Source organism: Hydrogenophaga laconesensis, assembly GCF_031457235.1.
Lineage (GTDB): Bacteria > Pseudomonadota > Gammaproteobacteria > Burkholderiales > Burkholderiaceae_C > Hydrogenophaga > Hydrogenophaga laconesensis.
The window spans coordinates 73206-98398 of the sequence record NZ_JAVDWE010000008.1; the positions used below are offsets into that span (position 1 = coordinate 73206).

General features: G+C 67.9%; 22 protein-coding genes. 8 read left to right on the forward strand and 14 right to left on the reverse strand.

Features of this window, described 5'->3' with window-relative positions:
- Nucleotides 1–98: 98 nt before the first annotated feature.
- A complete protein-coding gene (locus J2X09_RS14900; protein WP_204734179.1) occupies nt 99–521 on the forward strand; it encodes a DUF3717 domain-containing protein in 423 nt (140 codons plus the stop codon).
- Between the two features lie 16 nt (nt 522–537).
- On the opposite strand, the gene purB is transcribed toward J2X09_RS14900, so the two are convergent.
- Nucleotides 538–1965: an adenylosuccinate lyase gene (gene purB / locus J2X09_RS14905; protein ID WP_204734180.1), complete on the reverse strand. Its 1428-nt coding sequence runs from the start codon at nt 1963–1965 to the stop codon at nt 538–540.
- Nucleotides 1966–2088: 123 nt separating this feature from the next.
- Here purB and J2X09_RS14910 point away from each other — a divergent pair, with 123 nt between their 5' ends.
- Entirely contained in the window at nt 2089–2703 is a 615-nt protein-coding gene (locus J2X09_RS14910) for a glutathione S-transferase N-terminal domain-containing protein (RefSeq protein WP_204734181.1), read from the forward strand.
- A 93-nt stretch (nt 2704–2796) separates the two neighbouring features.
- Here J2X09_RS14910 and J2X09_RS14915 read toward each other — a convergent pair whose 3' ends face one another.
- The 9 genes from J2X09_RS14915 to J2X09_RS14955 form a co-directional block, all read right to left on the reverse strand.
- Nucleotides 2797–3246: a nuclear transport factor 2 family protein gene (locus J2X09_RS14915; RefSeq protein ID WP_204734182.1), complete on the reverse strand. Its 450-nt coding sequence runs from the start codon at nt 3244–3246 to the stop codon at nt 2797–2799.
- A 6-nt stretch (nt 3247–3252) separates the two neighbouring features.
- Nucleotides 3253–4032, reverse strand: coding sequence for an SDR family NAD(P)-dependent oxidoreductase (locus tag J2X09_RS14920; protein ID WP_204734357.1), 780 nt, complete (start codon nt 4030–4032; stop codon nt 3253–3255).
- 80 nt (nt 4033–4112) lie between these two features.
- A complete protein-coding gene (locus J2X09_RS14925; protein ID WP_204734183.1) occupies nt 4113–4652 on the reverse strand; it encodes a DUF3833 domain-containing protein in 540 nt (179 codons plus the stop codon).
- Nucleotides 4653–4661: 9 nt separating this feature from the next.
- Nucleotides 4662–5978, reverse strand: a complete 1317-nt coding sequence (locus J2X09_RS14930) for an MFS transporter (protein ID WP_204734184.1) — start codon at nt 5976–5978, stop codon at nt 4662–4664.
- Nucleotides 5975–6553 (reverse strand): chalcone isomerase family protein, encoded by a 579-nt coding sequence (locus J2X09_RS14935; protein WP_204734185.1) that lies wholly within the window; start codon nt 6551–6553, stop codon nt 5975–5977. The genes J2X09_RS14930 and J2X09_RS14935 overlap by 4 nt, the downstream gene beginning before the upstream one ends.
- Nucleotides 6554–6562: 9 nt before the next feature.
- A complete protein-coding gene (locus J2X09_RS14940; protein ID WP_204734186.1) occupies nt 6563–7792 on the reverse strand; it encodes an SAM-dependent methyltransferase in 1230 nt (409 codons plus the stop codon).
- A complete protein-coding gene (locus tag J2X09_RS14945; protein WP_204734187.1) occupies nt 7789–8619 on the reverse strand; it encodes a DUF1365 domain-containing protein in 831 nt (276 codons plus the stop codon). Before J2X09_RS14945 ends, J2X09_RS14940 begins: the two co-directional genes overlap by 4 nt.
- Nucleotides 8616–10037 (reverse strand): NAD(P)/FAD-dependent oxidoreductase, encoded by a 1422-nt coding sequence (locus J2X09_RS14950; RefSeq protein ID WP_310308665.1) that lies wholly within the window; start codon nt 10035–10037, stop codon nt 8616–8618. Before J2X09_RS14950 ends, J2X09_RS14945 begins: the two co-directional genes overlap by 4 nt.
- Before the next feature lie 334 nt (nt 10038–10371).
- Nucleotides 10372–10977 carry a glutathione peroxidase gene (locus J2X09_RS14955; RefSeq protein ID WP_204734188.1) on the reverse strand — a complete coding sequence of 202 codons (606 nt, stop codon included), beginning with the start codon at nt 10975–10977 and terminating at the stop codon, nt 10372–10374.
- 181 nt (nt 10978–11158) lie between these two features.
- Between J2X09_RS14955 and J2X09_RS14960 the strand changes: the two genes are divergently transcribed.
- A complete protein-coding gene (locus J2X09_RS14960; protein WP_204734189.1) occupies nt 11159–12001 on the forward strand; it encodes a ferritin family protein in 843 nt (280 codons plus the stop codon).
- Between the two features lie 26 nt (nt 12002–12027).
- Here J2X09_RS14960 and J2X09_RS14965 read toward each other — a convergent pair whose 3' ends face one another.
- A complete protein-coding gene (locus tag J2X09_RS14965; protein WP_204734190.1) occupies nt 12028–12636 on the reverse strand; it encodes a rhomboid family intramembrane serine protease in 609 nt (202 codons plus the stop codon).
- 14 nt (nt 12637–12650) lie between these two features.
- The gene (gene glnE / locus J2X09_RS14970; RefSeq protein WP_204734191.1) at nt 12651–15470 is read right to left on the reverse strand and encodes a bifunctional [glutamate--ammonia ligase]-adenylyl-L-tyrosine phosphorylase/[glutamate--ammonia-ligase] adenylyltransferase; all 2820 of its coding nucleotides are present in this window, start codon (nt 15468–15470) and stop codon (nt 12651–12653) included.
- Between the two features lie 14 nt (nt 15471–15484).
- Between glnE and J2X09_RS14975 the strand changes: the two genes are divergently transcribed.
- Genes J2X09_RS14975 through J2X09_RS14990 form a run of 4 tightly spaced genes read left to right on the forward strand, consistent with a single transcriptional unit; the run spans nt 15485 to nt 23299 of the window.
- Complete coding sequence (locus J2X09_RS14975) at nt 15485–19693, forward strand: YhdP family protein (RefSeq protein ID WP_204734192.1); 4209 nt, start codon at nt 15485–15487, stop codon at nt 19691–19693.
- Nucleotides 19694–19750: 57 nt separating this feature from the next.
- The gene (locus J2X09_RS14980; RefSeq protein WP_204734193.1) at nt 19751–20557 is read left to right on the forward strand and encodes a carbon-nitrogen hydrolase family protein; all 807 of its coding nucleotides are present in this window, start codon (nt 19751–19753) and stop codon (nt 20555–20557) included.
- 22 nt (nt 20558–20579) lie between these two features.
- A complete protein-coding gene (locus J2X09_RS14985; RefSeq protein WP_204734194.1) occupies nt 20580–22646 on the forward strand; it encodes a two-component system sensor histidine kinase NtrB in 2067 nt (688 codons plus the stop codon).
- 23 nt (nt 22647–22669) lie between these two features.
- The gene (locus tag J2X09_RS14990) at nt 22670–23299 is read left to right on the forward strand and encodes a response regulator transcription factor (protein ID WP_204734195.1); all 630 of its coding nucleotides are present in this window, start codon (nt 22670–22672) and stop codon (nt 23297–23299) included.
- Between the two features lie 13 nt (nt 23300–23312).
- On the opposite strand, the gene J2X09_RS14995 is transcribed toward J2X09_RS14990, so the two are convergent.
- Complete coding sequence (locus J2X09_RS14995) at nt 23313–23456, reverse strand: hypothetical protein (RefSeq protein ID WP_204734196.1); 144 nt, start codon at nt 23454–23456, stop codon at nt 23313–23315.
- Between J2X09_RS14995 and mltA the strand changes: the two genes are divergently transcribed.
- Entirely contained in the window at nt 23389–24660 is a 1272-nt protein-coding gene (mltA, locus tag J2X09_RS15000; protein WP_204734197.1) for a murein transglycosylase A, read from the forward strand. The genes J2X09_RS14995 and mltA overlap by 68 nt on opposite strands.
- A 6-nt stretch (nt 24661–24666) precedes the next feature.
- On the opposite strand, the gene J2X09_RS15005 is transcribed toward mltA, so the two are convergent.
- Complete coding sequence (locus tag J2X09_RS15005; RefSeq protein WP_204734198.1) at nt 24667–25140, reverse strand: hypothetical protein; 474 nt, start codon at nt 25138–25140, stop codon at nt 24667–24669.
- Nucleotides 25141–25193 lie beyond the last annotated feature (53 nt).

Consider the following 25193-nt stretch of genomic DNA (forward strand, 5'->3'; position numbering starts at 1 on the left):
GTGGCACGCCGACTGCATAAGCAGTTACCACAAGGCCGGGGCTGGTTCTGCCCGGTGGGGGCTCACCGCGGTGTGGGACTGGCTATGATCCTCACCCCATGGCCGGCATCCACATCACCGACATCGAAGCCGCGATCAACTACTGGCGTGAGCGCTCACCCTCGCCAGATGGTGTGTCGCTGTGCAAGGAATTGCGCGCGCTGGCCGAGGTGTATGCGCTGATGGTGTGGTTCCACGAAACCGAGGCAGACGAGGCCACGCTGCCCGCGAAGGCGCGCGAGGCCTGGCTGGCCTGGTACGACACCATGCCCGATACGCCCTGTATCGCGATCTGCTCGACCAGCCAGGGCGACGAGACCTGCAAGGGCTGCGGCCGCACATTCGACGAAGTGCAGCGCTGGACCGAGATGACGCCGGGGGAAAAGCGCGCGAGCTGGCGGCGCATCATCATCGAGGGCGATGCGTGGCGCTTCAACCGCTACGCCGAGCGCGCCCTGGAGGAGTCGGGCTCGGGTCGATAGCGCGGTGGGCCGGCACTCAGACGCGCCGGGCAAGTTCCGTGGCTTTGCCGATGTAGCTGCCTGGTGTCATGGCCAGCAGGCGGTCTTTCTCGGGCTGCGGGATGTCCAGGCTCCGGATGAGGGCGTGCAGTGCCTCGGCCGTCACGGTCTTGCCGCGCGTGACTTCCTTGAGCTTTTCATAAGCACCTGAGACGCCGTAGCGGCGCATGACGGTCTGGATGGGCTCGGCCAGCACTTCCCATGACGCGTCGAGGTCGGCCGCCAGGGCTTCCTCGTTGAGTTCCAGCTTGCCCAGGCCTACACCCAGCGAGTGGTAGGCCAGCACCGCGTAGCCCAGGGCCACGCCCATGTTGCGCAGCACGGTGGAGTCGGTGAGGTCGCGCTGCCAGCGGCTGATGGGCAGCTTCTCGGACAGGTGGCGCAGCAGGGCGTTGGACAGGCCCAGGTTGCCCTCGGCGTTCTCGAAGTCGATCGGGTTGACCTTGTGCGGCATCGTCGAGGAGCCGATCTCGCCGGCTTTGAGGCGCTGCTTGAAGTACCCCAGGCTCACATAGCCCCAGATGTCGCGCGCGAGGTCGACCAGGATGGTGTTGGCGCGGGCCACCGCATCGAACAGCTCGGCCATGTAGTCGTGCGGTTCGATCTGGATGCTGTAGGGCTGGAAGGTCAGGCCCAGGCCGAGCGGTTCGGGCTGCTCGATCACGTTGCGGCTGAAGGCTTCCCAGTCGAATTCGGGCCAGGCGCTCAGATGGGCGTTGTAGTTGCCCACGGCGCCGTTCATCTTGCCCAGCAGCTTGACGCTGGCGATGCGATCGCGCGCGGCGCTCAGGCGCACCAGGACGTTGGCCATCTCCTTGCCCACCGTGGTGGGGCTGGCGGTCTGGCCGTGCGTGCGGCTGAGCATCGGCACCGCGGCGTAGGCGTGGGCCATCTCGCGCAGCTTGTCGATCACCGCGTCCAGCGCGGGCAGCAGCACCATGTCTCGCCCGCCCTTGAGCTGCAGGGCGTGACTGGTGTTGTTGATGTCTTCGCTCGTGCAGGCGAAGTGCACGAACTCGGCCGCTTTCTCGAGTTCGGGGCGCGCCTCGAACTTGGACTTGATCCAGTATTCGACGGCTTTCACGTCGTGGTTGGTGACCTTCTCGATGTCCTTGATGGCCTGGCCATCCGCTTCGTTGAAGTTCTTCACCAGCCCCATGAGGTAGGTGCGAGCGCCGGGCGACAGGGGTTTGAATTCGGCCAGCCCGGCGTCGGACAGGGCGATGAACCAGGCAATTTCCACCTGCACGCGGCGGTGCATGTAACCCTGCTCGCTCATGAAGGGGCGCAGGTTTGCCAGGCGGCCCGCATAGCGGCCGTCGAGTGGCGAGAGGGCGGAGATGGCACTGGGCGTGCCCGGGTTGGCGTTGGCGGGAGAGGCGGGAGAAGTGGAGGTCGGGCGCATCCCGCGATTGTAGGAGGCCGACCCGGCGCGCTGGTCACCGCCGGGCGCGCTGGCCGGCGTCAGCGGGGTGCTTCCCGTGCTGGCTAGAATCGTGCTCCCAGTCCCAAAGCTCCTCCTATCCCCATGAAACTCATCGGTGCCGTCACCAGCCCTTACGTGCGAAAAGTGCGCGTCGTCATGGCCGAGAAAAAGCTGGACTACCAGTTCATCCTGGAAGACGTGTGGTCCGCCGACACCACGATCATGACCTCCAACCCGCTGGGCAAGGTGCCCTGCCTGGTGATGGAGGGGGGTGAAGCGGTGTTCGACTCGCGCGTGATCGTGGAGTACCTGGACACACTGTCGCCGGTGGGCAAGCTGATTCCGACGCAGGGGCGCGAGCGCGCCGAGGTCAAGACCTGGGAGGCGCTGGCCGACGGCCTGCTGGATGCTGCGGTGCTGGCCCGCCTCGAGGCCACCTGGCCCGGCCGTGGCGAGGGGGAACGCAGCGAGGCCTGGATCGCGCGCCAACGCGCCAAGATCGACGCCAGCCTCAAATCCATGAGCCAGGGCCTGGGCGAGAAGGCCTTCTGCTCGGGGATTCACTTCAGTCTGTCCGACGTGGCCGTGGGCTGCGCGCTGGGCTATCTGGATTTCCGCTTCCCCACCATCGACTGGCGTTCGCAGTACCCCAACCTGACGCGTCTGGCCGAGAAGCTCAATCAGCGGGCCAGCTTCGTCGACAGCAAGCCGAGCTAGATATCCCCACACCGCGCCTGCGGTGCGTCAATCCCGGGAGGCCATGCCGGCGATCTGGCAAAGCCGGCTCCGCAGCATCCGGGAAAAGACACCTTACGCCACTGCGCGCTTTTTCAGCCAGCGCATCAGGCCGCCCAGGCCCGGGATTTTTTCGTACAGCTCTTCCGCCGCGTCCCAGTAGTCGCGGTGGTCGCTGACGCGGCCGTCGGACGCCAGCCGCAAGTGCGAGCCGCCGCGGACCACCTGTTCGGTGGTGGCGTGGAAGCGTTTGAAACGGAAACGGAACTCCCAGGCCAGGAAACACTGGGCGCCGTCCACCAGACGGTTTGTCACCACAAAGCGGGGGTCGTGCAGGCTGTCGAACATGTGCTCGAAGATGCCCGCGATGGCGGCGGTGCCTTGCACCTCGTTGAACGGGTCCTTGAAGCGCGCGTCGGCCGTATAGAAGTTGCCGAGCGCCTCCAGCGAGGCGGGCGATAGCGATTCGAACCAGGTGCAGAGGCGGTCGATCGCCTCGTGTGGGATGGGGTTGTCTTCCGGCATGCGGGTTTATAGCCCGGTGACGCGTCGCACGACCGGAAAATACACGCGGTAGGGCAGCAGCCGCAGCAGCTTCATCCAGCGCGTGAAGCGCTTGGGGTAGTGAATGTCGAAAGCACCCTGTTGCCAGCCCGCCAGCATGGACTGCGCCGCCTGTGCGGGCGTGATCAAGGCTGGCATGTCGAAGCCGTTGCGGGCCGTCAGGGGCGTGCGCACGAAGCCCGGGTGCACCACACTCACGCCCAGACCCTGCGGCCGCAGGTCCAGGTACAGCGTTTCCGCGAGGTGGGTGAGCGCGGCCTTGGTCGGGCCATAGGCGAGGCTCTTGGGCAGGCCGCGAAAGCCTGCCACGCTGCTGATCAGGCTGATGTGGCCACCACCGCGCAACAGCATGGCCGGCACGGTGGCATCCAGCACGTGCAACGCACCGGTGTAGTTGATGTCCATGTGGCGCTGGAGATCGGCCAGATCCATGCTGGTGGCGCGCATCTCGTGGTAGTGGCCGGCGCAGTACAGCACCAGGTCGATCGGGCCCTGCAACAGGATCTGCCGCGCCGTGTGCGCGACGGCGGCGGCATCCGTCACGTCCAGTGGCCAGGCCTGTGCAGCGGCGCCGTGCACGGCTGGATGTGCGGCGACGAATGTGTCGAGTGCGGCGGCGTTGCGCGCCGAGACCAGCACCTGTGCACCCCGTGCGTGCAGCGCCGAAGCCGTGGCCTCGCCGATGCCGCTGGAGGCGCCCACGAGCCACACGCGCAGCCCGTGCCAGTCGGTGATGCGCGGGTTCATGGGTTTGAGCAAGGTGCCGCCGCGCGTGGTCTGTGCCGGGGCTGGCCGGGCGTTGGCATCGACGAAGGCGCTCGGCGTGCTCATGGCTGGCGCTTCACGAAAGACAGGGTGACCTCGCCCAGCCGCACGCCGAACTTGCTCATCACCGCCTTGTTGAGCATCACGCGGTCGTCCATGAGGTACATCCAGTCGTCGAACTGCACCTCGTACACCTTGTCGCCCACCGGCTGCCGCAGCGTGTAGCCCCACCGGAAGGCGTTGCCCCGCTGTTCACCCTGTGCGCTACCGACCACGTCGTCGGCGGTGCCGATGAAACGGCCGTCGCCCAGGTGCTTCATGCGCCACACCCGCTTTTGCTTCGTGCCGTCCGAATAGGTGAAGTCCTCGTCGAGCACGCCGTCGTCACCGTTCCACTGGCAGCGCATGACCACGATGAAGCGTTTGACGATCTCGCCCGAGCGGTCGGCGAAGACGCCGTAGGCGTCGAGCGTCCCATTGAAGTAAGTGCGCAGGTCGAGCACCGGCGTCTCGCTGGCGTAGCGAGCCACCTCCGGGCCCGCGCAACCCGAGAGAACGGCAGCGCCGGCGACACTGGCGGCGAGCAATTGACGTCGTTGCATGGCGGGCTTTCAGTGTGTGGGCAAGGGGTGGGGCGGTGGGGTAAGTCCCTGCCCCGGGCGGATGACCAGGGCGTAGAGCGCGCCCGCGGCGAGCAGCTTGAGCACGCAGGGCAACAGGCAGTAGGCGATGGTGAGAATCTGCAGCGCGGCGGGGTCGCGCGTGCCGGGGGTGTAGCCGAACCAGGCCAGCAGGGGCAGCGCCAGGCCGGCGGCCAGCGCAAGGTTGAGCTTGGTGGCGAAGTTCCACCAGCCGAAGTACGCACCTTCGCGCTGGCCGCGCTCCCCCAGACGGCTGATCAGTCCCGCGAGCAGTGCTCCGGGCATCGCCAGATCGGCGCCCAGTGCCATGCCGGAGAGCGCGCACACCGCGAGGAAGGGCCACGCGTCGCCCGCGCCGAGCAGGGCCGCCGAGATGAACACCGCCACCGCCATGGCCATGCCGGCCAGCCAGGTGCGCGCCAGGCCGAGGTGGTTCACCACCCGCACCCACAGCGGCATCGACAAAGCGGCGCACAGGAAGTACGTGGCGAGGAACGCCGGTTCCATCGCCGGGGAAGCCTGCAACCGGTCCTGTACGAAAAACAGCACCAGCGTGGCCGGCACGGCGCTCGCCGTGCCGTTGATCACGAACACCGCGAGCAGCCGCCGGAATGGCGCCTGCCGCAGCGGCGATGGGCCGTCCCCACTCGCCACGGTGGGATGGGCATGGGGCGGCACCGCGCGGCTCCAGGCCCACCAGCCCAGCGCCAGCAGCACGGCGAAGGTGGCGGTGGTCGCGCCCAGACCCAGGGTGGCGGGCAGCACGGCGGCGATCAGCACACCCACGAGCGCCAGTCCCTCTCGCCACGCCACCACGCGGCTGCGCTGCACTTCGTCGCCGCCCAGCCGTGCGCCCCAGGCCTGGTGGGCGACCGACACCACGCTGTACGCGACGTAGGTGATGGCCATCAGCCCGCCGGCCCATGCGAGCAGGGCTGACGTGCCTGCGGCGCGCACCGCCACCGGTGGAAACAGCAGGCCCCACAGTCCACCGGCGAGCACCGCCGACGCGCCTGCAGCCGCGCTCAGCAGCGCCGAGGTCGAGCGCGCGAACAGGCGATCGCACCAGCGGCCGATCCAGGGGTCGAGCACGGCGTCGATCAGTCGCGCGGCGAGCAGCACCGTGCCCAGCGCAGCCAGCGGCGCACCGAATGCCCGCGCATAGTGGTTGGGCAGGATCACATAGAGCGGCAGCGCAACAAAGGCCAGCGGCAGGCCCAACAGGCCGTAGCGCAGGCCGTGGCGCCACGCGCCAGCGCCGACGAAGTGGGCGGCGGGCTCGTTCATGGCGTGCGCGGCGGGCCGCTCATGGACTGGATCAAGGCCTCGCGCAGGCGCGGCTGCGAGGTCTTCGGCGACAGCCAGATGCCGAAGAACCGGCGCGAGAAGGCATCGTCGGCGATGTCGCCGATCCACCGACCGTTGAGATAGAAGCGCGCGCCGTGGCCGGGCGTGTGCACGCCGGTGATGCGGTCACCACGTTGCACATCGGGGAACAGTGCGCCCATGGCGTCACGCCAGCGCTTCGCCTGCGCGGGTTCGATGGGGGCGATGTCCTGCATCTCGTCGATGGAGCGCGTGGCGATGTCCGCGCTCTTGAAGGCGCGCAGGTACCGCAGCTCGAGGCTGAAGGCCTGGTCCTCGAAGCGCTGGATGTCGAAGCCGGGCGGCGCCAGCAGGGTCATGTCGTACACATCGAAGCCCCAGTAGCGCAGGCGCGCGGTGCCCAGCCGCGGGTGATCCGGCGGGGCATGGCCGGGTGCAACGGTCAACGCGGTGGTCGGCGTGGCCGGCGACTGTGCGCCCACGGGCACACCGGTCAGCAGCGCGGCGGCCACGAACAGGTGCGGGTTGAGGAGCATGGTGTGGCCTCAGGCCGGTTTGCGCAGTGTGTACTGCACGACGTCGATGCTCTGGCGCTCGAACGCAGCCTCGCAGTACGCGAGGTAGAACTCCCAGATGCGCAGGAAGCGCTGGTCGAAACCGAGCTGCAGCACGCGTTCCTCTTCCTGCAGGAAACGCTCGCGCCACAGGGAGAGCGTGCGCGCGTAGTGTTGGCCGAATGCGAACTCGTCCACCACTTCAAGGCCGGCCTGCACGGCCTGTGCGCGCATCTCGCGCGGGCAGGGCAGGCAGCCGCCCGGAAAGATGTACTGCTGGATGAAGTCCGTGCCCTTGATGTACCGGTCAAAGTGCGCGTCGTCGATCACGATGCTCTGGATGCATGCGCGCCCACCGGGTTTGAGCAGTCGCGCGACGCTCTGGAAGTACGTGGGCCAGTAGGCGCGGCCCACGGCCTCGACCATCTCGATCGAGCAGATCGCGTCGAACGGCGCGTCGTCGATGTCACGGTAGTCCTGCAGGCGCAGGTCGGCACGGTGTTCGCGGCCGATGTGGCGCATGCGTTGCTGCGCGAAGTCCAGTTGCTCGGTCGACAGGGTCACGCCCACCAGTGAGGCGTCGAATTCGGTGGTGGCTTTTTCGGCCAGGGCACCCCAGCCGCAGCCGATCTCCAGCACGCGGTCGCCTGGCCGCACGCCGGCTTGCTGCAGTGCGCGGCGCACCTTGGCGTGCTGCGCCATCGCCATGGGCTGTTCGGGGGTTTCGAACCAGGCCGACGAGTAGTTCATGGTCTCGTCCAGCCACAGGCGGTAGAACGCGTTGCCCAGATCGTAGTGGGCATGGATGTTCCGGCGGCTGTTGGTCCGGGTGTTGCGGTTGAGCAGGTGCCGGACGCGGTAGGCCAGACGGCCCAGCCATGAGCCGTAGACCATGTCTTCCACCTCGCGCCGGTTGGCCACCAGCAGCGACAGCAGCGAGGGCAGGTGCGGGGTGCTCCAGTCGCCGGCGATGTAGGTTTCGGCCAGCCCGATGTCGCCCGACTTCAGCACCGCGCCGCACACTTTCCAGTTGTGCAGCTTCATGCTGGCGTGCGGGCCATCGCCTTGCCCAAGGCGTTGCACCGAACCGTCGGGCAGCTGCAGGCTGAGGCTGCCATGCGCCAGGCGCTGCAGCAGCCGCAAGGTGGTGCGTGCCGCAGCGGGCGCGTTGCGCGGCAGTTCAAAGCCCAGGGGGCCGTGCGGGGCGGTCGTGCTGTTCATGGGACGTGTTGCTCGACGGAAGCCGCTGGGACCGCGGCGGTCACGAAGTCACCCGGTGCGGGTGGCTGGCGAAAGAAAGGGGCTTTCTGGCGCCACAGCCGCAGGGCTTGCCAGTGGATGCGTGCGATCACGCCGAAGGTCATCGCCGGATGGGTCCACAGCGCCCGCCGCACCGTGCGGGCGTTCAGCGGATGCAGCTCGCCGCTGACGCTGGTGTTGAGCAGCGGTTCGGCACCCAGCGCGTCGTCGAAATAGTCGATGCGTGCGACGGTGCGTGGCGTGGCGCCCTCCGTGCGCATGAAGACGAAGCGGTAGCGGCCTTGCAGCGGGCAGAAGGGCGAGACGTGGAACACCTTGGCGGCTTCGCAGGGTTCGCCGTAGCGCGGCGCATCCAGCAGGTAGCAGTGACGTTCACCGAAGGTGTTGTTCACCTCGGCGAGCACCGCGCGCAGCGAGCCGTCTGCACGGTGGCAATACCAGAAGCTCACGGGTTTGAAGCAGTAGCCCAGCACGCGCGGGTAGGTGTGCAGCCAGACCTCGCCTTGCGCATCGTCGATGCCTTGCTGCTGCAGCACGCCGTCCAGCCAGGCCAGGCTGTCGGCACCGCCCTCGCCATGGTCGCGGTCGTGAAAGCTGAGCGCCGCGCGGCGGTTGCGCGCGAGGGCGCCCGGGCCGTTCGCGCGCAGGCTGCGCATGGGCAGCATGAGGAAGTACGTGGCGTAGGTGAAGGCGTTGCGGCTCGGGCGGTGGCGCGTGTGGCGCACCTGGCCGAAGCCGATCTGCGCCACCGGCACGCGCTCTGGCGGGAGGCCCGTCGAGGCCTTCATCCGAACACCCCTGGCAGGGCGGCGATTCGCCGCTCTCGATCGGCCGGCACGCTGACCAGGCCGAGCGCATCGATCAAACCGCGCGCGGCCTGCAGGCCTGACTTGAGCCCGTCTTCGTGGAAGCCATAACCCGTCCACGCGCCGGCAAACCAGGTGTGGCCCTGCCCTTGCAAAGTGGGGACGGCCGCCTGGGCCCGGATCGCGCCAAGGTCGAATACCGGGTGTTCGTAGTCGTACTCACCGAACACCTTCGTGGGGTTGATCTCGCGCTGCGGATTGAGCGAAACCAGCACGGGCTGTGACACCGGCAGGGGTTGCAGCCGGTTGATGAGGTAGTGCAGGCAGACGCCGGCCGACTCGGCACCGGCACTGGCGGAGCGCTCGTAGTTCCAGGCGGCCCAGGCGCGCGGGTTCTCTGGCAGCACCGAGGCATCGGTGTGCAGCACGGCGCGGTTGGGCTGGTAGCGGATGGCGCCCAGCACTTCGCGTTCAGCGGGGGTGGCCTGTGCACCGAGCACGCGCAAGGCCTGATCGCTGTGGCAGGCGATCACGATGGCATCGAACCGGTCCACCTGGCCCTGCGTGATCACGCGCACGCCGGACTCGTCGCGCAGCACCTGCTGCACCGGCGTGCCCAGACGCAGGTCGCCCATGCGCTCGATGATCTTGAGCACATACTGGCGCGCGCCGCCAGGAACGGTGTACCACTGGGGCCGGTTGCTGAGCTGGATCAGGCCATGGTTGTGGCAGAAGCGGACCATGGTCGCGACGGGGAAGGCCAGCATCTGGTCGGTCGGGCAGCTCCAGATGCAGCCCAGCATCGGCAGGAAATACCAGTCGCGGAATTCGTGGGAGAAGCGGTGTTGCCGCAGGAAGTCGCCCAGCGGCTGCAGCAATGGGCTGTCCGGGCGCAGGTCTTCGCCACGTTCCGCGAGCCGGGTGGTGATGCGGTTGAAGCGCACGATGTCGGTCAGCATGCGCAGGAAGCGCGGGTTGGCCAGATTGCGCTTCTGTGCGAAGACCGAGGCCAGGTCGCTGCCGCTCCATTCGAGCGCATCGCCGCGAGGCCCGGCACCCGGTACCTGGACCGAGAACGACATATCGGACGGTGCCAGTGGCACCTCCAGCTGCGCGAACAACGCCAGCAGGTTCGGGTAGGTGCGCTCGTTGAGCACGAGAAAACCGGTGTCGACGCCAAAGCTCAGCGGCATGCCCTGGGCATCGGGCAGGGTCACATCGACCGTGTGGGTGTGGCCTCCGAAATGGTCACCCGCCTCGTACAGCGTGATGTCGGCCAGGTCTTGCAGCGTGTGGGCGGCCGCCAGCCCGGCAATACCCGAGCCGACGACGGCCACGCGAACCTGCCGCCGGGGGGGCATACGCGGGCTGGACAGGGTGGAGTGGAAGCCCGGTTTCATGATCGGGCCCGAGTGCTGAGGAGGCCGCACCGGTGGGTGCGGCGACCATCAGCGTCAATACAAAAGACTGCGAAGCGCCCCCAGACGAACAAGGGAGGGAGGGAGGAGGAGGAGAAGCGCCTCGGGATTGCAGCCGGATCATGGAGATCCGGAAGGCTTCGCAGTTCAAAACCGGAATCGGGGGCTGGCCCCAAGGCCAACCTGCTTGCTACGACGCGGTGCGCGCACCAAAAGTTCCAGACTTTGCGTGTCTGGCGTGCAGCGCGGCGCTGGCGGGGCAGGGGCATGTCGCGGACTCACGATTTTACTCAATGGTTTTATTGTGACTCATCAGTCACAATTTAGTCGATAGAAACTTTTCAATATCCTTGAGCAGGGCAGGGTTTTTGGGGTCGACGCCGCTGGAGTAGCTGCGCACGGTCTGGCCGTCGCGGCCGATCAGGTACTTGTGGAAGTTCCAGCGCGGTGTCTCGCCGGTCTTCTCGGCGAGCTGGCGGAACAGCGGGTTGGTGTCGCGGCCCACCACACTGGTCTTGCTGAACATCGGGAATTTCACGCCGAAGGTGTTCTCGCAGAACTCGGCGATGGCCTGGTTGCTGCCCGGCTCCTGGCTGCCGAAGTCGTTGGCCGGGAAGCCCAGCACCACCAGACCCTGCGACTGGTAGCGCGCGTACAGCGCTTCCAGCCCTTCGTACTGTTTGGTGAAGCCGCAGAAGCTCGCGGTGTTGACCACCAGCACCACCTTGCCGCTGTACTGGCAGAGCGACTGGGGCTTTTCGTCCTGCAGCCGGTCGAACCGGTGTTGCAGCAGGCTGGGGCAAGCCGGCTCGGCCGCCATGACGGGGCCGCTCAGCCCGAGGCAGGCTGCCGCCAGCAAGAGCGCGCGGCCGGCCTGACGGGTGAGGCCGTGCAAGAAAGGGGGATGGTGCCGGGGGATCATGTCGTGGACTCCTGTGAGGACGTTGCGGTGCATTGCAGCATTGGAGCGTGGCAAAGACAAGCCGTTCAACGCGCGCTGGCGCTCCAGATCTTCTGCTCCCTCCAAGTCCCCGCGCAACATGATGATTTTGAAGAAGATTTTTCAATTGCACATAAAATGCCGCCAGTTTTGAAAGACCTGCATGCTCTATCCTGAACTCTTCAAGCAACTCGAATCCGTCCGGTGGGACATGGACAAGGACATCCCCTGGGACAAATTCGATGCCTCATCGCTGACGGATGAACAGGCCCAGACGATCAAGATGAACGCCATCACGGAGTGGGCTGCGCTGCCTGCCACCGAGATGTTCCTGCGCGACAACCGCGACGATTCCGACTTCTCTGCCTTCATGTCGATCTGGTTCTTCGAGGAGCAGAAGCACTCGCTGGTGCTGATGGAATACCTGCGCCGTTTCCGCCCCGATCTGGTGCCCACCGAGCAGGAGCTGCATGACATCCGCTTCGAGTTCGACCCTGCTCCGCCGCTGGAAACGCTGATGCTGCATTTCTGCGGCGAGATCCGTCTCAACCACTGGTACCGCCGTGCCAGCGAGTGGCACTCCGAGCCCGTCATCAAGCAGATCTACAGCACGCTCAGCCAGGACGAGGCCCGCCACGGTGGCGCCTACCTGCGCTACATGAAGCGCGCCATCGGCAAGTTCGGCAACGAGGCCCGCTCGGCCTTTGCCAAGGTGGGCGTGCTCATGGCCAGCGCGCGGCGCACGGCCCAGGCACTGCACCCGACCAACCTGCACGTGAACAAGAACCTGTTCCCGAACGACACCATCCAGAGCCGCCTGCCCAACCCCGAGTGGCTGGAGCACTGGCTGGACAAGCAGATCAACTTCGATGCCGTGTGGGAGACGCGCGTGGTCGACCGCATCCTGCACAACATGAGCCTGCTGATGGAGCAGAGCTTCAAGAGCGTGCAGGAGCTCAACCGCTTCCGCAAGTCGATCTCTTCGGCGGCGCCTTCGGCCGCCTGAGACCGCCCGCGCCAAGAAATAGCCCGCTACGGCGGGCTTTTTTGCGGGCGTTTCAGAACCAGGGGCACCACCAGGCCCAGCAGCACGCCCCAGAAAGCCCCGGTGACGTGCGCGGCCTGCACGACCGGGAGATTGCCTTCGGCGTTCCACACGATGGGTTGTGACCAGCCGCGTTCCAGGATCACCTTGGACATCACCACCGCGACCAGCAGCCACCCCCAGAACCGCGCGCCGCGGATGGGCAGGCGCACCAGCGCGACCTGCACCGCCAGCAGCAGCACACCGGCATGCATCAGCCCGGAGAGGCCTACCGCGTAGCCCACCTGCGGCCACCACAGAAGCGATACCTGTGTGAGCGGCCAGGCCATCAACCACGCGAGCGTGCATCGCCCATCGGGCTTCAGAACCCAGCCGGCGGCGGCGACACCGCCCATCGCCAGCACGTTGCCCACGAGATGGGCCAGGTTCAGGTGAACCCATGCGCTGGTCCACAACGTCCAGGGCCTGACCCACCCATCGTGTGCCCGCCACGTGAAGGCCTCGGCCACCACGGAGGGTGCCCACCACACCAGCAGGCTGAGCGCCGCATGCAGGCCGCACAGCCACCACCAGCTGCTGCGCCATGGTGGTGTCACGGGCGGTCGATCGCTCAAGGGGTCGGGATGACGCGACCCAGCACGTGCTGCCACAGCGCGAGCACCGCAGCGGACGCTTCAGCCACCTGTTCGGCATCCACCTGCGTGGGGGCCTCGTCCAGCCGCGCACGGTGCTGGATCTGGCGCAGTTCCCGGTAGGCGCGCGCCGCCGATTCCCCCATGCCGGGTTCGAGCAGGCCGGCATTCTCGGCGCGCCGCAGCAGGTTGATGTTGCCGGTGTTGGCCCGCAACTCCGGGTGTGCACGCGAATGCAGCAGCACGAGGTACTGCACCACGAACTCCACGTCGACCATGCCGCCGGGACTGTGCTTCACGTCGAAGCGCGCGCCACGCACCGGATGGGCCGCGCGCACCTTGCCGCGCATCGCGACGATCTCGGCGGCCAGCGAGGCCGCATCGCGTTGCGCGGTGATGACGGTCTCGCGCACCGCGTCGAAGCGGCCGGCCAGGGCGATGCCGCCCAGCACGAAGCGCGCGCGCGTCATGGCCTGGTGTTCCCAGGTCCACGCCGTGTTGCTGCCCCGCTGCTGCTGGTAGTTGGTGTACGCGGTGAAGCTGGTGACCAGCAGGCCGGAGTTGCCGTTCGGACGCAGCGCGGTGTCGATCTCGAACAGATCGCCCTCGCTGGTTTTCACGGTGAGCCAGTTGATCATCTTGCGCACGAAGGCGGCGTAGATTTCCGATGCGTTCTCGTGTTCGTCCTCGTAGACGAAGACGATGTCGAGGTCGCTGCCATAGCCCAGTTCCTTGCCGCCGAGCTTGCCGTAGCCAATGATGGCGAAGCTGGGCTCGTCGCGGTGGCGACTCTTCAGGCGCCCCCAGCACCAGCGCGCGGTGATGCGCAGCACCGAGTCGGCCAGGGCCGAGAGGTCATCGGCCACCTGTTCGACAGTGAGAACCTTTTCCACGTCGCGCGCGAGCGTGCGGAACACTTCGGCGTGGTGGGCGCGGCGCAGCAGGTTGAGCAAAGCCTCCTCGTCGTCCTCGCCGGTGGAGCAGAGCGCCGCGCGCCGCGCCTCGAGTTCGGCCTCGAACTGGGCGGCGTCGAAGCGCTCGGTCAGCAACTGCTGGCTCGCGAGTTCGTCGATCACGCCAGGGTGTTTGATCAGATAGCGTGCCGGCCATTTGGCCGCGCCCAGCAGACGCAGGAGGCGCTCGTGCACCGAGGGGCGTTCCTGCAGCAGCGCCAGGTAGCTTTCGCGGCGCAGCAGCGGCTCGATCCACTCGGTCATGCGCAGCGCGGCTTCTTCGCTCACGCGGCCTTCATCAAGCCATGCGCCAGTGCGTTGTACCAGCCGCACCAGCCGCACGCGCGTGTCCTCGCGCAGGGCGAGCACCCGCGGGTGTTCGCACCATTGGCCGACGCGGGCGGCGAAGGCTGCGGGCAGTTGCTCCAGCACGCTTTGCAGGTCGTCGGTCGTACTGCGGCCGTTCGCACCATTCTTCTGGCAGCGCTTGCCGTTGCAGCCGCCATTGGTGGGGCCGCCGAGCAGGGTGTCGAATTCCTGCGCCACCAGCTCGCGGTGGGCGTCCAGTGCATGCAGGAACGCGCAGACGTCGGGGTAGTCCAGCGTGGCGGCGAGCCAGGCGAGGTCGTCGTCGCGCGTGGGCATCACGTGGGTCTGCTGGTCGTCCAGGTACTGGATGCGGTGTTCGACCCGGCGCAGGAACTCGTAGGCCTGTGCGAGCGCTGTGGCGGTGGCTTGCGGCATCAGGCCTGCCTTGCAAAGGCGCTGCAGTGCGTCCAGCGTGGGCCGGGTGCGCAGCTCGGGAAACTGGCCGCCGCGCACGACCTGCAGCAACTGCACGATGAATTCGATCTCGCGGATGCCACCGCGCGAGAGCTTCACATCGTTCGAGCGACCGGGGTTGCCGGCGGCGCGCTTGGACGCGTGGTCGCGGATCTGGCGGTGCAAGGTGCGCAGCGCTTCGAACACGCCGTAGTCAAGGTAGCGGCGGAACACGAACGGTAGCACGGTGCCGCGCAGGGCGCTGGCGCTGCGGTCCTGCACGCACGCGGCGGGGGCGATCACCCGGCTCTTGAGCCAGGCGAAGCGTTCCCATTCGCGGCCCTGCACCAGGAAGTACTCCTCCAGCGCGCCGAGCGAGACGGCGCTCGGCCCCGAGTTGCCATTGGGCCGCAGCGCGAGGTCGACACGGAACACATTGCCGTGTTCGGTGGTCTCGCCCACTGTGTTGTAGATGTGCTTGACCGCCTTGCCGAAGTACTCGTGGTTGCTGATGCGTTGGCGGCCCTGCGCGTTGCCGGCGGTCTCGCCGTCGTGGTCGTAGACGTAGATCAGATCGATGTCGCTCGACACGTTGAGCTCGCGCGCGCCCAGTTTGCCCATGCCGATCACCCAGAGCTGCGCGCGCTGGGCCTCGCCCTTGCCGTTGTGGCATTGCGGCGCGCCGTGGATGCCGTCCAGGTCGGCAAAGGCCAGCCGGCAGGCCTCGTCGAGCGCGAGTTCGGCCAGTTCGGTGACGGCGCGCGTGACCACCGCCAGCGGGGCGGCCTGTTCGCCGTCCAGCACCACCAGCCGCTCCAGCACCAGCTGGCGCAGCACACGCAGCGCAGCCGGTGTCGGCAGGCCGGTATCAAGCAGGCGGCCCAGGCAGACGCGCATACTGGCATGCACCGGCTCACCGTCGGGAAGGAGTGGGAGTTCAGCGGCGTAACGGCGTCGCACCCGTTGCACGAAGCGCGAATGGTCGGCCTGGCGGTCACTCTCCGACAGGGGCCCACAGGGGTTCACATTTGATGACAAAACGGGCGCTTCCGCGGTGGAACCTGTGAAGTGGCTGGCCGTCATAATTTGCGGTGGACATGAATCAAAGCCCGGCCCCCTTCGCTCCTGCTCCGCGAACCCTCAAGACACTCTCGGTGGCAGCCCGGCTTTGCTTGTGGGTCGTGTTCCTGGCGTGGGGTCTTTTCGTACTGACCTGGGCCGCTTTGAATTGGTGGATTGTGCCCCGAATCGGCGAATGGCGTCCGGAGCTGGAACGCTGGGCCAGCCAGGCTGTGGGGGCACCTGTCCGGGTCGGCGAGATCCGGGCCGACAGCACCGCCGGCGGCGAGCGTTTCCTGCCCGACCTCATGCCGTCCTTCGAGTTGCGCGACGTGCAGCTGTTCGACCCTCAGGGTCGTGTCGCCCTGCACCTGCCGCTGGTGCGCACGGTGGTGTCGGTGCGGTCGCTGTGGCACCGCAACCTGGAACAGGTGGTGATCGAGCGGCCCGTTCTGGACGTGCGACGCACTTCCCAGGGCCGCATCGAGGTGGCCGGCCTGGATCTCGCGGGGCCTGGTGAGGGCGACGGCGCCGCCGCCGACTGGTTTTTTTCGCTGCGCGAGTTTGTCATCCAGGGTGGCACGGTGCGCTGGACCGACGAGCTGCGCGGCCGCCCAGTGCTGGCGCTGGAAGATCTCGCTTTCGTCGCGCGCAATACCGCCCGCACGCACCAGTTCCGGCTGGACGCGGCCCCGCCGGCCGAGTGGGGCGAGCGCATGAGCCTGCGCGGCCGGCTGCGCGAGCCTCTGATCGAACTGGGTCAGCGCGCGCCTGGTCAATTGCCCTGGCACAGCTGGGACGGTGAGCTCTACGCCGACTTCTCGCGCGTGGATGTGGCGCAACTCCGCGCCCACGTGGATCTTTCTACCTGGGGGGTGGAGGTGCGTGCGGGCCGCGGCATGGTGCGCGCCTGGGCCGATGTGGTCGATGGCGCGGTGGCCGGTGTCACGGCAGACCTGGCGTTGCGCGATGTGGACACCCAGCTCGGGCGCGAGCTGCCCGCCCTGGCGATCGACGAGCTGCAGGGGCGCCTGGCTGCGCAGTGGTCCGACGCCGGGTTCACCGTGTCCACCGACGACCTGCGCTTTCGCACCCGTGAGGGGGTGGACTGGCCGGGCAGCCGCGTGCGCGTGCAGCACACGGCGGCGCTGGGTGCGCGCGGCGCGAGCACCGAGCTCAGCGCCGAGCGGCTGGAACTGGGTGCGCTGGCGGCGATTGCGAGCCGCCTGCCCTTGCCCGCGGAGGCGCACCGACGCCTGGAGCAGCTCCAGCCGTCCGGGCGGGTGGAAAGCTTCTCTGCCCGCTGGCAGGAACGCGCCGGCCCGAGGCCTTCTGGCGGCTGGGACCCGGAGACCTATCAGGCCAAGGGCCGGGCCAGTGCCTTGTCGCTGGCGGGTGAGCCCAGCGGTCGCATGTCGGCATCGGGAAACTACCCGCTGCCAGGCCGCCCCGGCATTTCGGGTGCGACCGTGGACTTCGACCTCAACCAGAACGGCGGTCGCGCGCATGTCAGCGTGGCCAACGGCGCCGTGGATCTGCCCGACATCTTCGAGGAGGCCCGTGTGCCGGTGGACAGTCTGGAGGTCGACGCCACCTGGCGCGTGCAGGGTGACCGCATCGAAGCCCAGCTCGACAAGGTGCGCTTGAGCAACGCCGACGCCGAAGGCACGGCGCAGGTGAACTGGCGCACCAGCGACGTGCCGGCCGGTTCGAACGCCTCGCGTTTTCCCGGCGTGCTCGACCTCTCCGCCACGCTCACCCGCGCCGACGCCACCCGCGTGCACCGCTATCTGCCGCTTACGATCCATGCCGACGCGCGCCGCTACGTGCGTGAGGCCGTGCGGGCTGGCCGCTCGAACAAGGTGGTGTTTCGCGTGCAGGGCGACGTGGACCATGTCCCTTACGACCGACCGGGTGACAAGGGTGAGTTCCGCGTCAGTGCGCTGCTGCAGAACGTGGACTTCAACTACATCCCGCCCCACCTTCAGCAGACCGGCGAAGCCGCATGGCCGGCGGTGCGTGGCGTCTCGGGTGAGCTGCTGCTCGAGCGCGCTTCGCTCAGGCTCAGCACACTCGCGGGTGGGGTGGCTGGCGCTCCCGGTGTGCGGCTGAGCCAGGGTTCGGTGGACATCCAGCACCTCGGCCACGACGCCGTGGTGCGCGTCAATGCCCAGGCGGCCGGGCCGGCGAACGAGGCGCTCGGGTTCGTGCAGGGCTCGCCGCTCAACGCCGTGCTGGGGCAGGTACTCGCAAAAGCACGCACCGGTGCCGGCCCCGCGCAGGTCGGCTTCGATCTCAAGGTGCCCTTGGCGGACACGCATGCCACCCAGGTCAGCGGCACGGTGAAGCTGGACGGCAACGATCTGCAGATCAGCCCCGATGCGCCGGTGCTCGGACGGGCCAGTGGCACGCTGGCCTTCACCCAGGCCGGGTTCTCGGTGAAGGGCGCGCAGGCGCGCGTGTACGGAGGCGACCTGCGGTTCGAGGGTGGCATGCAGCCCGATGCCGATGGCGTCTCCCGGGTGCTGTTCCGCGGGCAGGGGCTGGCCAGCGCCGAGGGCCTGCGCGATGCCGGGCTGGGTTTTGTCTCGCGCGTGTTCCAGCACGCCAGTGGCAGCGCGGCCTACACCGCGCTGCTCGGGTTCCGGGGCGGTGTGCCCGAGCTGCAGGTGAGCAGCAACCTGCAGGGCATGGCGCTGGACCTGCCCGCGCCGCTGAACAAGACAGCCGACGCGAACCTGTCGCTGCGCTTCGACAACCGCGTGCTCACCATGGTGGGCGATCGCGCGCGCACCGATCGACTGGCCATCCAGCTCGGTTCTTCGCTCGCCCCTGTGGCCTCTCTCCAGTACGAGCGTGACCTCGGTGGCAGCGAAGCGCGCGTGCTGCGTGGCGCCATTGCTGTCGGCCTCGAGGGTGACGCGAGCGCGCCGCTGCCCGAGCAGGGCGTGGTGGCCAACGTGCAGCTTGCGCATCTCGACGCCGACGCCTGGGAGGGCACGTTCAACAGCGCCACCGGCGTGGACGTGCGCACGGCGGCGCTGACCGAGGCCACCGCGCTGCCGCGCGTGGGGCCCGCCGCACCCGAACAGAGTCCGAGCCTGACGTACCTGCCAACCACGCTGGCCGTGCGCGCGGACCGCCTCACCGTGCATGGACGCCAGTTCCATCGCGTGGTGCTCGGGGGCTCGCGCGACGGTGCGCAATGGCAGGCCAACGTCGATGCCAACGAGTTCAACGGCTATGTCTCGGTGCGCCAGTCGGGTCCGGGAACGGCCGGCAACATCTATGCGCGACTCACGCGGTTGCAGCTCGAACCCTCGGCGGCGAATGACGTCGAACAGCTGCTGCAGCAGCCCACCACCAGCGTGCCCTCGCTGGACATCGCGGTGAACGAGCTCACCGTGGCGGGCCGGCAGCTCGGGCGGGTCGAGGTGGAGGCCATCAACCGCGGGGGGCCATTGCGGGGCAGCGAATGGCGCCTGACCAAGCTGCGCGTCACTTCTCCGGAGGCCCGGCTGAACGCCACGGGTAACTGGGTCGCCGCGGGCGGTGGCATTCCCGGCCAGCGCCGCACCGCACTGAACTTCCGGCTCGATATCGACGACGCTGGCCAGTTGCTCGACCGCTTCGGCCGTGAGGGGCTGGTGCGCGGTGGCAAGGGGCGGCTCGAGGGCAATATCGGCTGGATCGGCTCGCCGCTGGCCATCGACCATCCCACGCTGTCGGGCCAGATCCACGCCGACATCGAGCGCGGCCAGTTTCTCAAGGTCGACGCCGGTGCGGGTCGGCTGCTGGGCGTGCTGAGCCTGCAGGCGCTGCCGCGCCGGCTGGCGCTCGATTTCCGCGATGTGTTCTCCGAAGGCTTCGCCTTCGATTTCGTGCGGGGCGATGCGCGCGTCGAACAGGGCGTGCTGCATACCAACAACCTCCAGATGAGGGGCGTGAACGCTGCGGTCCTGATGGAGGGCAGCGCTGATATCGCGCGTGAGCAGCAGGACCTGAAGGTGGTGGTGGTGCCCGAGATCAACGCCGGTACCGCCTCGCTGATCGCCACCGCGATCAATCCGGCCATCGGCCTGGGCTCCTTCCTCGCCCAGTTCCTGCTGCGCCAGCCGTTGCAGTCGGCGACCACGCAGCAGTTCCGCATCACGGGCAGCTGGGCCGATCCGCAGGTGGAGAAGATCGAGCGGGCCTCGCCGCCCGTCTCGGCCGCGCCGCGAGACCCGGAGCCTGTGCTGCAGTAAGCTGTAGCGCTGCGCGGCGGGGTGCCCCTGCCGGCAGGATCGTCGAAAGGACACTGAATGAAAGTCGCCGCCATCCAGATGGTCTCGGGCATCAGCCTGGACGTCAATCTCAGCGAAGCCCTGCGCCTGCTGCGCCAGGCCGCCGCTGGCGGTGCCGAGCTCGCGGTGCTGCCCGAGTACTTCTGCTTCATGGGCGCCAAGGACGAAGACAAGCTGGTGCTGGCCGAGACGCCCGGCCTGGGCAAGGTGCAGGACTTCCTCTCGGACGCCGCGCGCGACCTCAGGATGTGGATCGTTGGTGGCACGCTGCCCATGGCCACCGACGATCCCAGCCACGCCGCCAACGCCTCCGTGGTCTACAACCCGCGCGGCGAGAACGCCAGCCGCTACGACAAGATCCACCTGTTCCGTTACGACAACGGCACCGAGCACTACGACGAATCCGCCGTGCTCGTGGCGGGTGACACCCCCACGGTGTTCGAATGCCGCGACCACGCCGGGCAGGACTGGCGCGTGGGGCAGAGCGTCTGCTACGACCTGCGTTTCGGCGAGCTCTACCGCATGCTCGCGGCCGACATCCTGCTCGTGCCCGCGGCCTTCACCTACACCACTGGCCGCTCGCACTGGGAAGTGCTGCTGCGCGCGCGCGCCATCGAGAACCAGGCCTTCGTGGTCGCCAGTGCTCAGGGCGGCGTTCACGAGAACGGCCGCCGCACCTGGGGCCACACCATGGTGATCGACCCGTGGGGCGACGTGATGGCCATGCATGCCGAAGGGCCGGGTGTCGTGCTGGCCGACCTCGACATCGAGCGCCTGCGCAACGTGCGTGCGCAATTGCCTTCGTTGCAGCACCGCCGCCTCTGAGCCGCCGCAGGCCGAGCTGAGCATGGAGTTTCCGCAGCTGTTGCGCGTCTGGCGCGAAGGCCTGCGCTCGCGTCGCTGGCGGCTGTGGGCGGCCTTGCTGCTGCTGGTGGTGACGATGCTGGTGGTGATGGTGTTCCTGGCGGCGGAGTACGAAGAATCGCGCGACCAGACCGCGCTGGAACAGGACGCCGCAGCGCTCGCCAGCGACATCCGCAGCAGCCTCGTGCGCAATGTCCAGACCCTTCAGTCCCTGCACAGCGTGGCACCCACGGCGGATTCCTGGGACGGCCCGGCGGCCGAGCTCGTCGCCCAACACCGCGAGATGGTGCGCCTGGAATGGCGCGACAACGCCCAACGGCTCATCGCCTACCGCGACACGCCCTTCGTCTCAGACCTGTTTGGCTACCTGGGCCGTGACCAGGCCCTGCCCGAGGTGCGCCTGGCTTGCGATCACGCCCGGCGCCTGTCCGGCCCCGCGTACTCCAGCAGCTACTTCTGGCCGCTGCGCAACGGCAAGGGGCTGGAGCTGATCGAGATGTGCCTGCCGGTGGCGCGCGCCGGCCAGCCCAACGGGTTTCTCGTGGCCACGTATTCGCTGCCTGGCATGCTCTCCGAGCTGACCAACCGCGATCTTGTGCGTGGCCGGGGCCTTGCGTTCAACGAGGCCGACGGTACGCGCCTGGCGCTTCACAGCGTCGTCGCGGGTTCGCGCCGCAGTCTCACCGCGCGCAACGTGCTCGACCTCCCCGGCCACACGCTCATGTTGCAGCTGCAGAGCCCGCGTCTGGTGCGCGGCCTGTTTCCCAACGTGCTCACCGCCGTGGTGGGTGCGTTGTCGTTTGCGCTGCTGTCGGTGCTGTTCCTGCTGGGACGTGATATCCGCCGTCGCCTGCGCGCGGAACATGACGTGGCCGAAGCACTCGCCTTTCGCAAGGCCATGGAGGATTCGCTGGTCACCGGGCTGCGCGCGCGCGACATGCAAGGCCGCATCACCTATGTGAACCCGGCGTTCTGCGACATGGTGGGCCTCACCGCCGAACAGCTCGTGGGCACGGGCCTGCCGGCGCCGTGGTGGCCACCCGAACTCGTGGACGAATACCAGCAGCGCCAGATGGTGCGCCTGGCCGGTCAGGTGCTACCACGCGAAGGCTACGAGTCCGTGTTCCAGCGGCCCGACGGCACGCGCTTCCCCGTGCTCATCATCGAGGCGCCTCTGATCGATGCGCAAGGCAGGCAGAAGGGCTTCATGAGCGCCATCCTGGACCTGACGGAACAACGCCGTGTGGAAGACCTCAACCGCACCTCGCAGGAGCGCCTGCAGGCCACCGCGCGCCTGGCCACGGTGGGGGAGATGGCCTCCCTGCTCAGTCACGAACTCAATCAGCCTCTGGCTGCGATTTCCAGCTATGCCAGCGGCACGCTGAACCTGCTGGAGCCACCCGAAGGCGCGGCCGCAACGGCGGGCGATCCGGTGCAGGCCGATCTTGTGCAGGCCATGCGGCGCATTGGCGAACAGGCCGAGCGCGCCGGGCGGGTGATCAAGAGTGTGGCCGACTTTGTGCGGCGGCGCGAGCAGGTGCGCGAAGCAGTCACACCGCAGAGTCTGATCGATGCCATCCAGCCCCTGCTGAGCCTGCAGGCCAAGAAGCAGGGCATCCGGTTGCAGATCCAGATTGCGCCGGATTGCCCTACCGTGCTGTGTGACCGCACGATGGTCGAACAGGTCCTGCTCAACCTGGCGCGCAACGGCATGCAGGCCATGCCACTGGGCGATCCGTCGTCGCGCTCGGGACTGCGCCTGCTGCGCGTGGATGTGGGCCGGGCGCGCCTGCATTCGGGCCAGGCGCCCGGTGGACTGCCGCAGAAGGTGTGGGTGGCGTTCGCGGTCACGGACCACGGCCTGGGTCTGAGCGAGGATGTGCAGGCCAAGCTCTTCACACCCTTCTTCACCACCCGCGCCGAAGGCATGGGTCTGGGCCTGAGCCTGTGCCGCACGGTGATCGAGCAGCACGGCGGTGCCCTCACGCACGAACCCCATCAACCGCGTGGCACCGTGTTTCGCTTCACCCTGCCGGCGGCACCGGTCTGACCCCTCCTCTATCATTCCGCGACATGACGCAGCATCCCGACGCCAAGATCTACCTGGTCGACGACGACGCCGGTGTGCGCGAAGCGCTCGCCTGGCTGCTGCGCACGCGCCGCCTGCTCAGCGAGGGCTACGACAGCGCCGAAGCATTCGAGGCCGAGGCCGCCGTATGGAAGGAAGCGCCCGAGGCGCCCTGCTGCGTGCTGCTCGATGTCCGCATGCCCGGCATGAGCGGGCTTGCCCTGTTCGAGCGCATGTTGCTTCTGCCCTGGCAGGCGGGGGTGCCGGTGATCTTTCTGTCCGGCCATGCCGACGTGCCCACCGCCGTGGATGCCGTCAAGCGGGGTGCCTTCGATTTCTGCGAAAAGCCGTTCTCGGACAACGCGCTGGTCGACCGTGTCGAGCAGGCACTGGACCGATCGGCACAGGTGCTCGCTCGCCAGCGTGTCAAGCGCGAACTTCAGCAGCGCCTGGACAGCCTCACCGATCGCGAGCGCGACGTGATGGACCTGGTGATCGCCGGGCTGCCCAACAAGCTTGTGGCGGACCAGCTCAACATCAGCGTGCGCACAGTCGAGGTGCACCGCTCGCGCGTGTTTGACAAGATGGGTGTGAAGTCCGCCGTCGAGCTTGCCAACGTCCTGCGTCCGTCATGACCCAGCGCGCACTTCAGACGCGCGGAGGAGGCTTCGTCTCGTCCTTCGTGGCTTCATCGGGCAGCTCGCCTTTCTTGCGGCCCGAAAACATGGTCCACCACACGATGAACACCAGCAACACCAGCGCACCGAGCGCTTCAAGCAACAACAGGGTCATGGGTCGTGAGGACGTTTCTTCGCTGGGGGTTGATGGGACAGGCCGGGCGGCGCTGCGCTGGCTCCTGGGGGTACTCATTGTAGGAAGCCTTGCCGCGTGCACCGGGGTGCCGCGTGTCCAGGCACCGGCGCCCCAGGTGCCGCCGGCGGTCGGCCTGCCGCCGATGGTGGGCATGCCCGATGACACCGTGCTGCCCGCGCCAGTGCAACGCGGCAAGAGCCTGTGGGTGCCTGTGCGGTGGAGCGAGCTGCCGGGTTGGGGGCAGGACAACCTTTACGAAGTGTGGAACGCCTGGGTGCGTGGTTGCGAGCGGCCGGTGCCCGGTCATGCGGGCTTGTGCGCCGAGGTGCGGCAGCTCTCCATCGCCACCGCCAGCGAACAGCAGGCCTGGGTCATGCGCCGTTTCCTGCCTTACCGCATCACGGAGACCGATGGCAGCCTGCCCGCCGGCCTGCTCACGGGTTACTACGAGCCCATCATGGCCGCGAGCCGCGTGCCCACCAGCTCCTATCGGGTGCCATTGTTCGGGCCGCCAGCCGGGCTTCGCTCCGGGCAGCCCTGGTACAGCCGCCAGGAGATCGACACGCTGCCCGCCGCGCAGGCCGCGCTGCAGGGCCGCGCCGTGGCCTGGCTGGCCGATCCGATCGACGCGCTGATCCTGCAGATCCAGGGCTCGGGGCGGCTGAACATCGTCGAGTCCGATGGGCGCACGCGCCAGGTGCGCGTGGCCTTCGCGGCGCACAACGGACATCCGTACCAGAGCGTGGGTCGCTGGCTGCTTGACCAGCGCGCCATCAACGAGGCCTCATGGGCGGCCATCAAGGCGTGGGCCGTGCAGAACCCGGGGCGTCTGAACGAGATGCTGTGGAGCAACCCGCGCACGGTGTTCTTCCGGGAGGAAGCCTTGTCGGAACTCGATGCGCGCTTCGGCCCGCGGGGTGCGCAGAACGTGCCGCTCACGCCCGGCCGTTCGATCGCGGTCGATCCGCAAAGCATTCCCTACGGCACGCCGGTGTGGATGGCCACGCAGGGGCCCACGCTCAATCTGCAGCGCCTCGTGATGGCGCAGGACACGGGGGGGGCGATTCTGGGTGCGGTGCGCGCCGACCTGTTTACCGGGTGGGGCGGCTGGAGCGATGAGGCCTACACCGTTGCCGCCGCGCTGAAGCAGCCGCTGCAGATGTGGGCGTTGCTGCCCCGTTGACGCGCTTTACAGCGCGGTGATGTCGGTCTGCACCGGCCAGCGCAGGGCACCGGTGGTGGCCTTGTTCGCGGCGTTGAATTCGTGGTCGAGCAGCAGGGTGTACCGCCCGGCGCGCGGTGCGCACAGGCGATAGCCGTCGCTCACCTGCGTGAGTGTCACGTCGTGCTGCGCCGTCTTCAGTCGCCAGTCATCCACCTCGGGTGTGCTCATGCGCAGGGTGACGCAGAAGCCGCGCTTCATGTTCGACACCACCACCAGCCTTTGCTGGGCGCTCCAGTCGCCGGAGGCTTCCGCGGCCAGCGATTGGGGATGGGAGTTTTCCAGCACCCGCATGATCGGGGGAATGACGATGCGGAAATCCAGCGACGCGCCGGCCTTGCCCTGTTGAACCAGCGTGCTTTCGCCCATGCTGGTGGCAGGAACCAACAACAAGGCACCGACCAGCCATGCGGAGAAAAGCGGGGGTTTCGGGGCGGACATGACCCACTATCGACCCCCATTCCGCGAACTTGAGCCCGCCCCATGGCTGGGCG

Excerpts from the sequence above, each read along its gene's own strand:
- J2X09_RS14900 (WP_204734179.1), top strand. The coding sequence starts at position 99 with ATGGCCGGCATCCACATCACCGACATCGAAGCCGCGATCAACTACTGG.
- purB (WP_204734180.1), bottom strand. The coding sequence starts at position 1,965 with ATGCGCCCGACCTCCACTTCTCCCGCCTCTCCCGCCAACGCCAACCCG.
- J2X09_RS14910 (WP_204734181.1), top strand. The coding sequence starts at position 2,089 with ATGAAACTCATCGGTGCCGTCACCAGCCCTTACGTGCGAAAAGTGCGC.
- J2X09_RS14915 (WP_204734182.1), bottom strand. The coding sequence starts at position 3,246 with ATGCCGGAAGACAACCCCATCCCACACGAGGCGATCGACCGCCTCTGC.
- J2X09_RS14920 (WP_204734357.1), bottom strand. The coding sequence starts at position 4,032 with ATGAACCCGCGCATCACCGACTGGCACGGGCTGCGCGTGTGGCTCGTG.
- J2X09_RS14925 (WP_204734183.1), bottom strand. The coding sequence starts at position 4,652 with ATGCAACGACGTCAATTGCTCGCCGCCAGTGTCGCCGGCGCTGCCGTT.
- J2X09_RS14930 (WP_204734184.1), bottom strand. The coding sequence starts at position 5,978 with ATGAACGAGCCCGCCGCCCACTTCGTCGGCGCTGGCGCGTGGCGCCAC.
- J2X09_RS14935 (WP_204734185.1), bottom strand. The coding sequence starts at position 6,553 with ATGCTCCTCAACCCGCACCTGTTCGTGGCCGCCGCGCTGCTGACCGGT.
- J2X09_RS14940 (WP_204734186.1), bottom strand. The coding sequence starts at position 7,792 with ATGAACAGCACGACCGCCCCGCACGGCCCCCTGGGCTTTGAACTGCCG.
- J2X09_RS14945 (WP_204734187.1), bottom strand. The coding sequence starts at position 8,619 with ATGAAGGCCTCGACGGGCCTCCCGCCAGAGCGCGTGCCGGTGGCGCAG.
- J2X09_RS14950 (WP_310308665.1), bottom strand. The coding sequence starts at position 10,037 with ATGAAACCGGGCTTCCACTCCACCCTGTCCAGCCCGCGTATGCCCCCC.
- J2X09_RS14955 (WP_204734188.1), bottom strand. The coding sequence starts at position 10,977 with ATGATCCCCCGGCACCATCCCCCTTTCTTGCACGGCCTCACCCGTCAG.
- J2X09_RS14960 (WP_204734189.1), top strand. The coding sequence starts at position 11,159 with ATGCTCTATCCTGAACTCTTCAAGCAACTCGAATCCGTCCGGTGGGAC.
- glnE (WP_204734191.1), bottom strand. The coding sequence starts at position 15,470 with ATGACGGCCAGCCACTTCACAGGTTCCACCGCGGAAGCGCCCGTTTTG.
- J2X09_RS14975 (WP_204734192.1), top strand. The coding sequence starts at position 15,485 with ATGAATCAAAGCCCGGCCCCCTTCGCTCCTGCTCCGCGAACCCTCAAG.
- J2X09_RS14980 (WP_204734193.1), top strand. The coding sequence starts at position 19,751 with ATGAAAGTCGCCGCCATCCAGATGGTCTCGGGCATCAGCCTGGACGTC.
- J2X09_RS14985 (WP_204734194.1), top strand. The coding sequence starts at position 20,580 with ATGGAGTTTCCGCAGCTGTTGCGCGTCTGGCGCGAAGGCCTGCGCTCG.
- J2X09_RS14990 (WP_204734195.1), top strand. The coding sequence starts at position 22,670 with ATGACGCAGCATCCCGACGCCAAGATCTACCTGGTCGACGACGACGCC.
- mltA (WP_204734197.1), top strand. The coding sequence starts at position 23,389 with ATGGTCCACCACACGATGAACACCAGCAACACCAGCGCACCGAGCGCT.
- J2X09_RS14995 (WP_204734196.1), bottom strand. The coding sequence starts at position 23,456 with ATGACCCTGTTGTTGCTTGAAGCGCTCGGTGCGCTGGTGTTGCTGGTG.
- J2X09_RS15005 (WP_204734198.1), bottom strand. The coding sequence starts at position 25,140 with ATGTCCGCCCCGAAACCCCCGCTTTTCTCCGCATGGCTGGTCGGTGCC.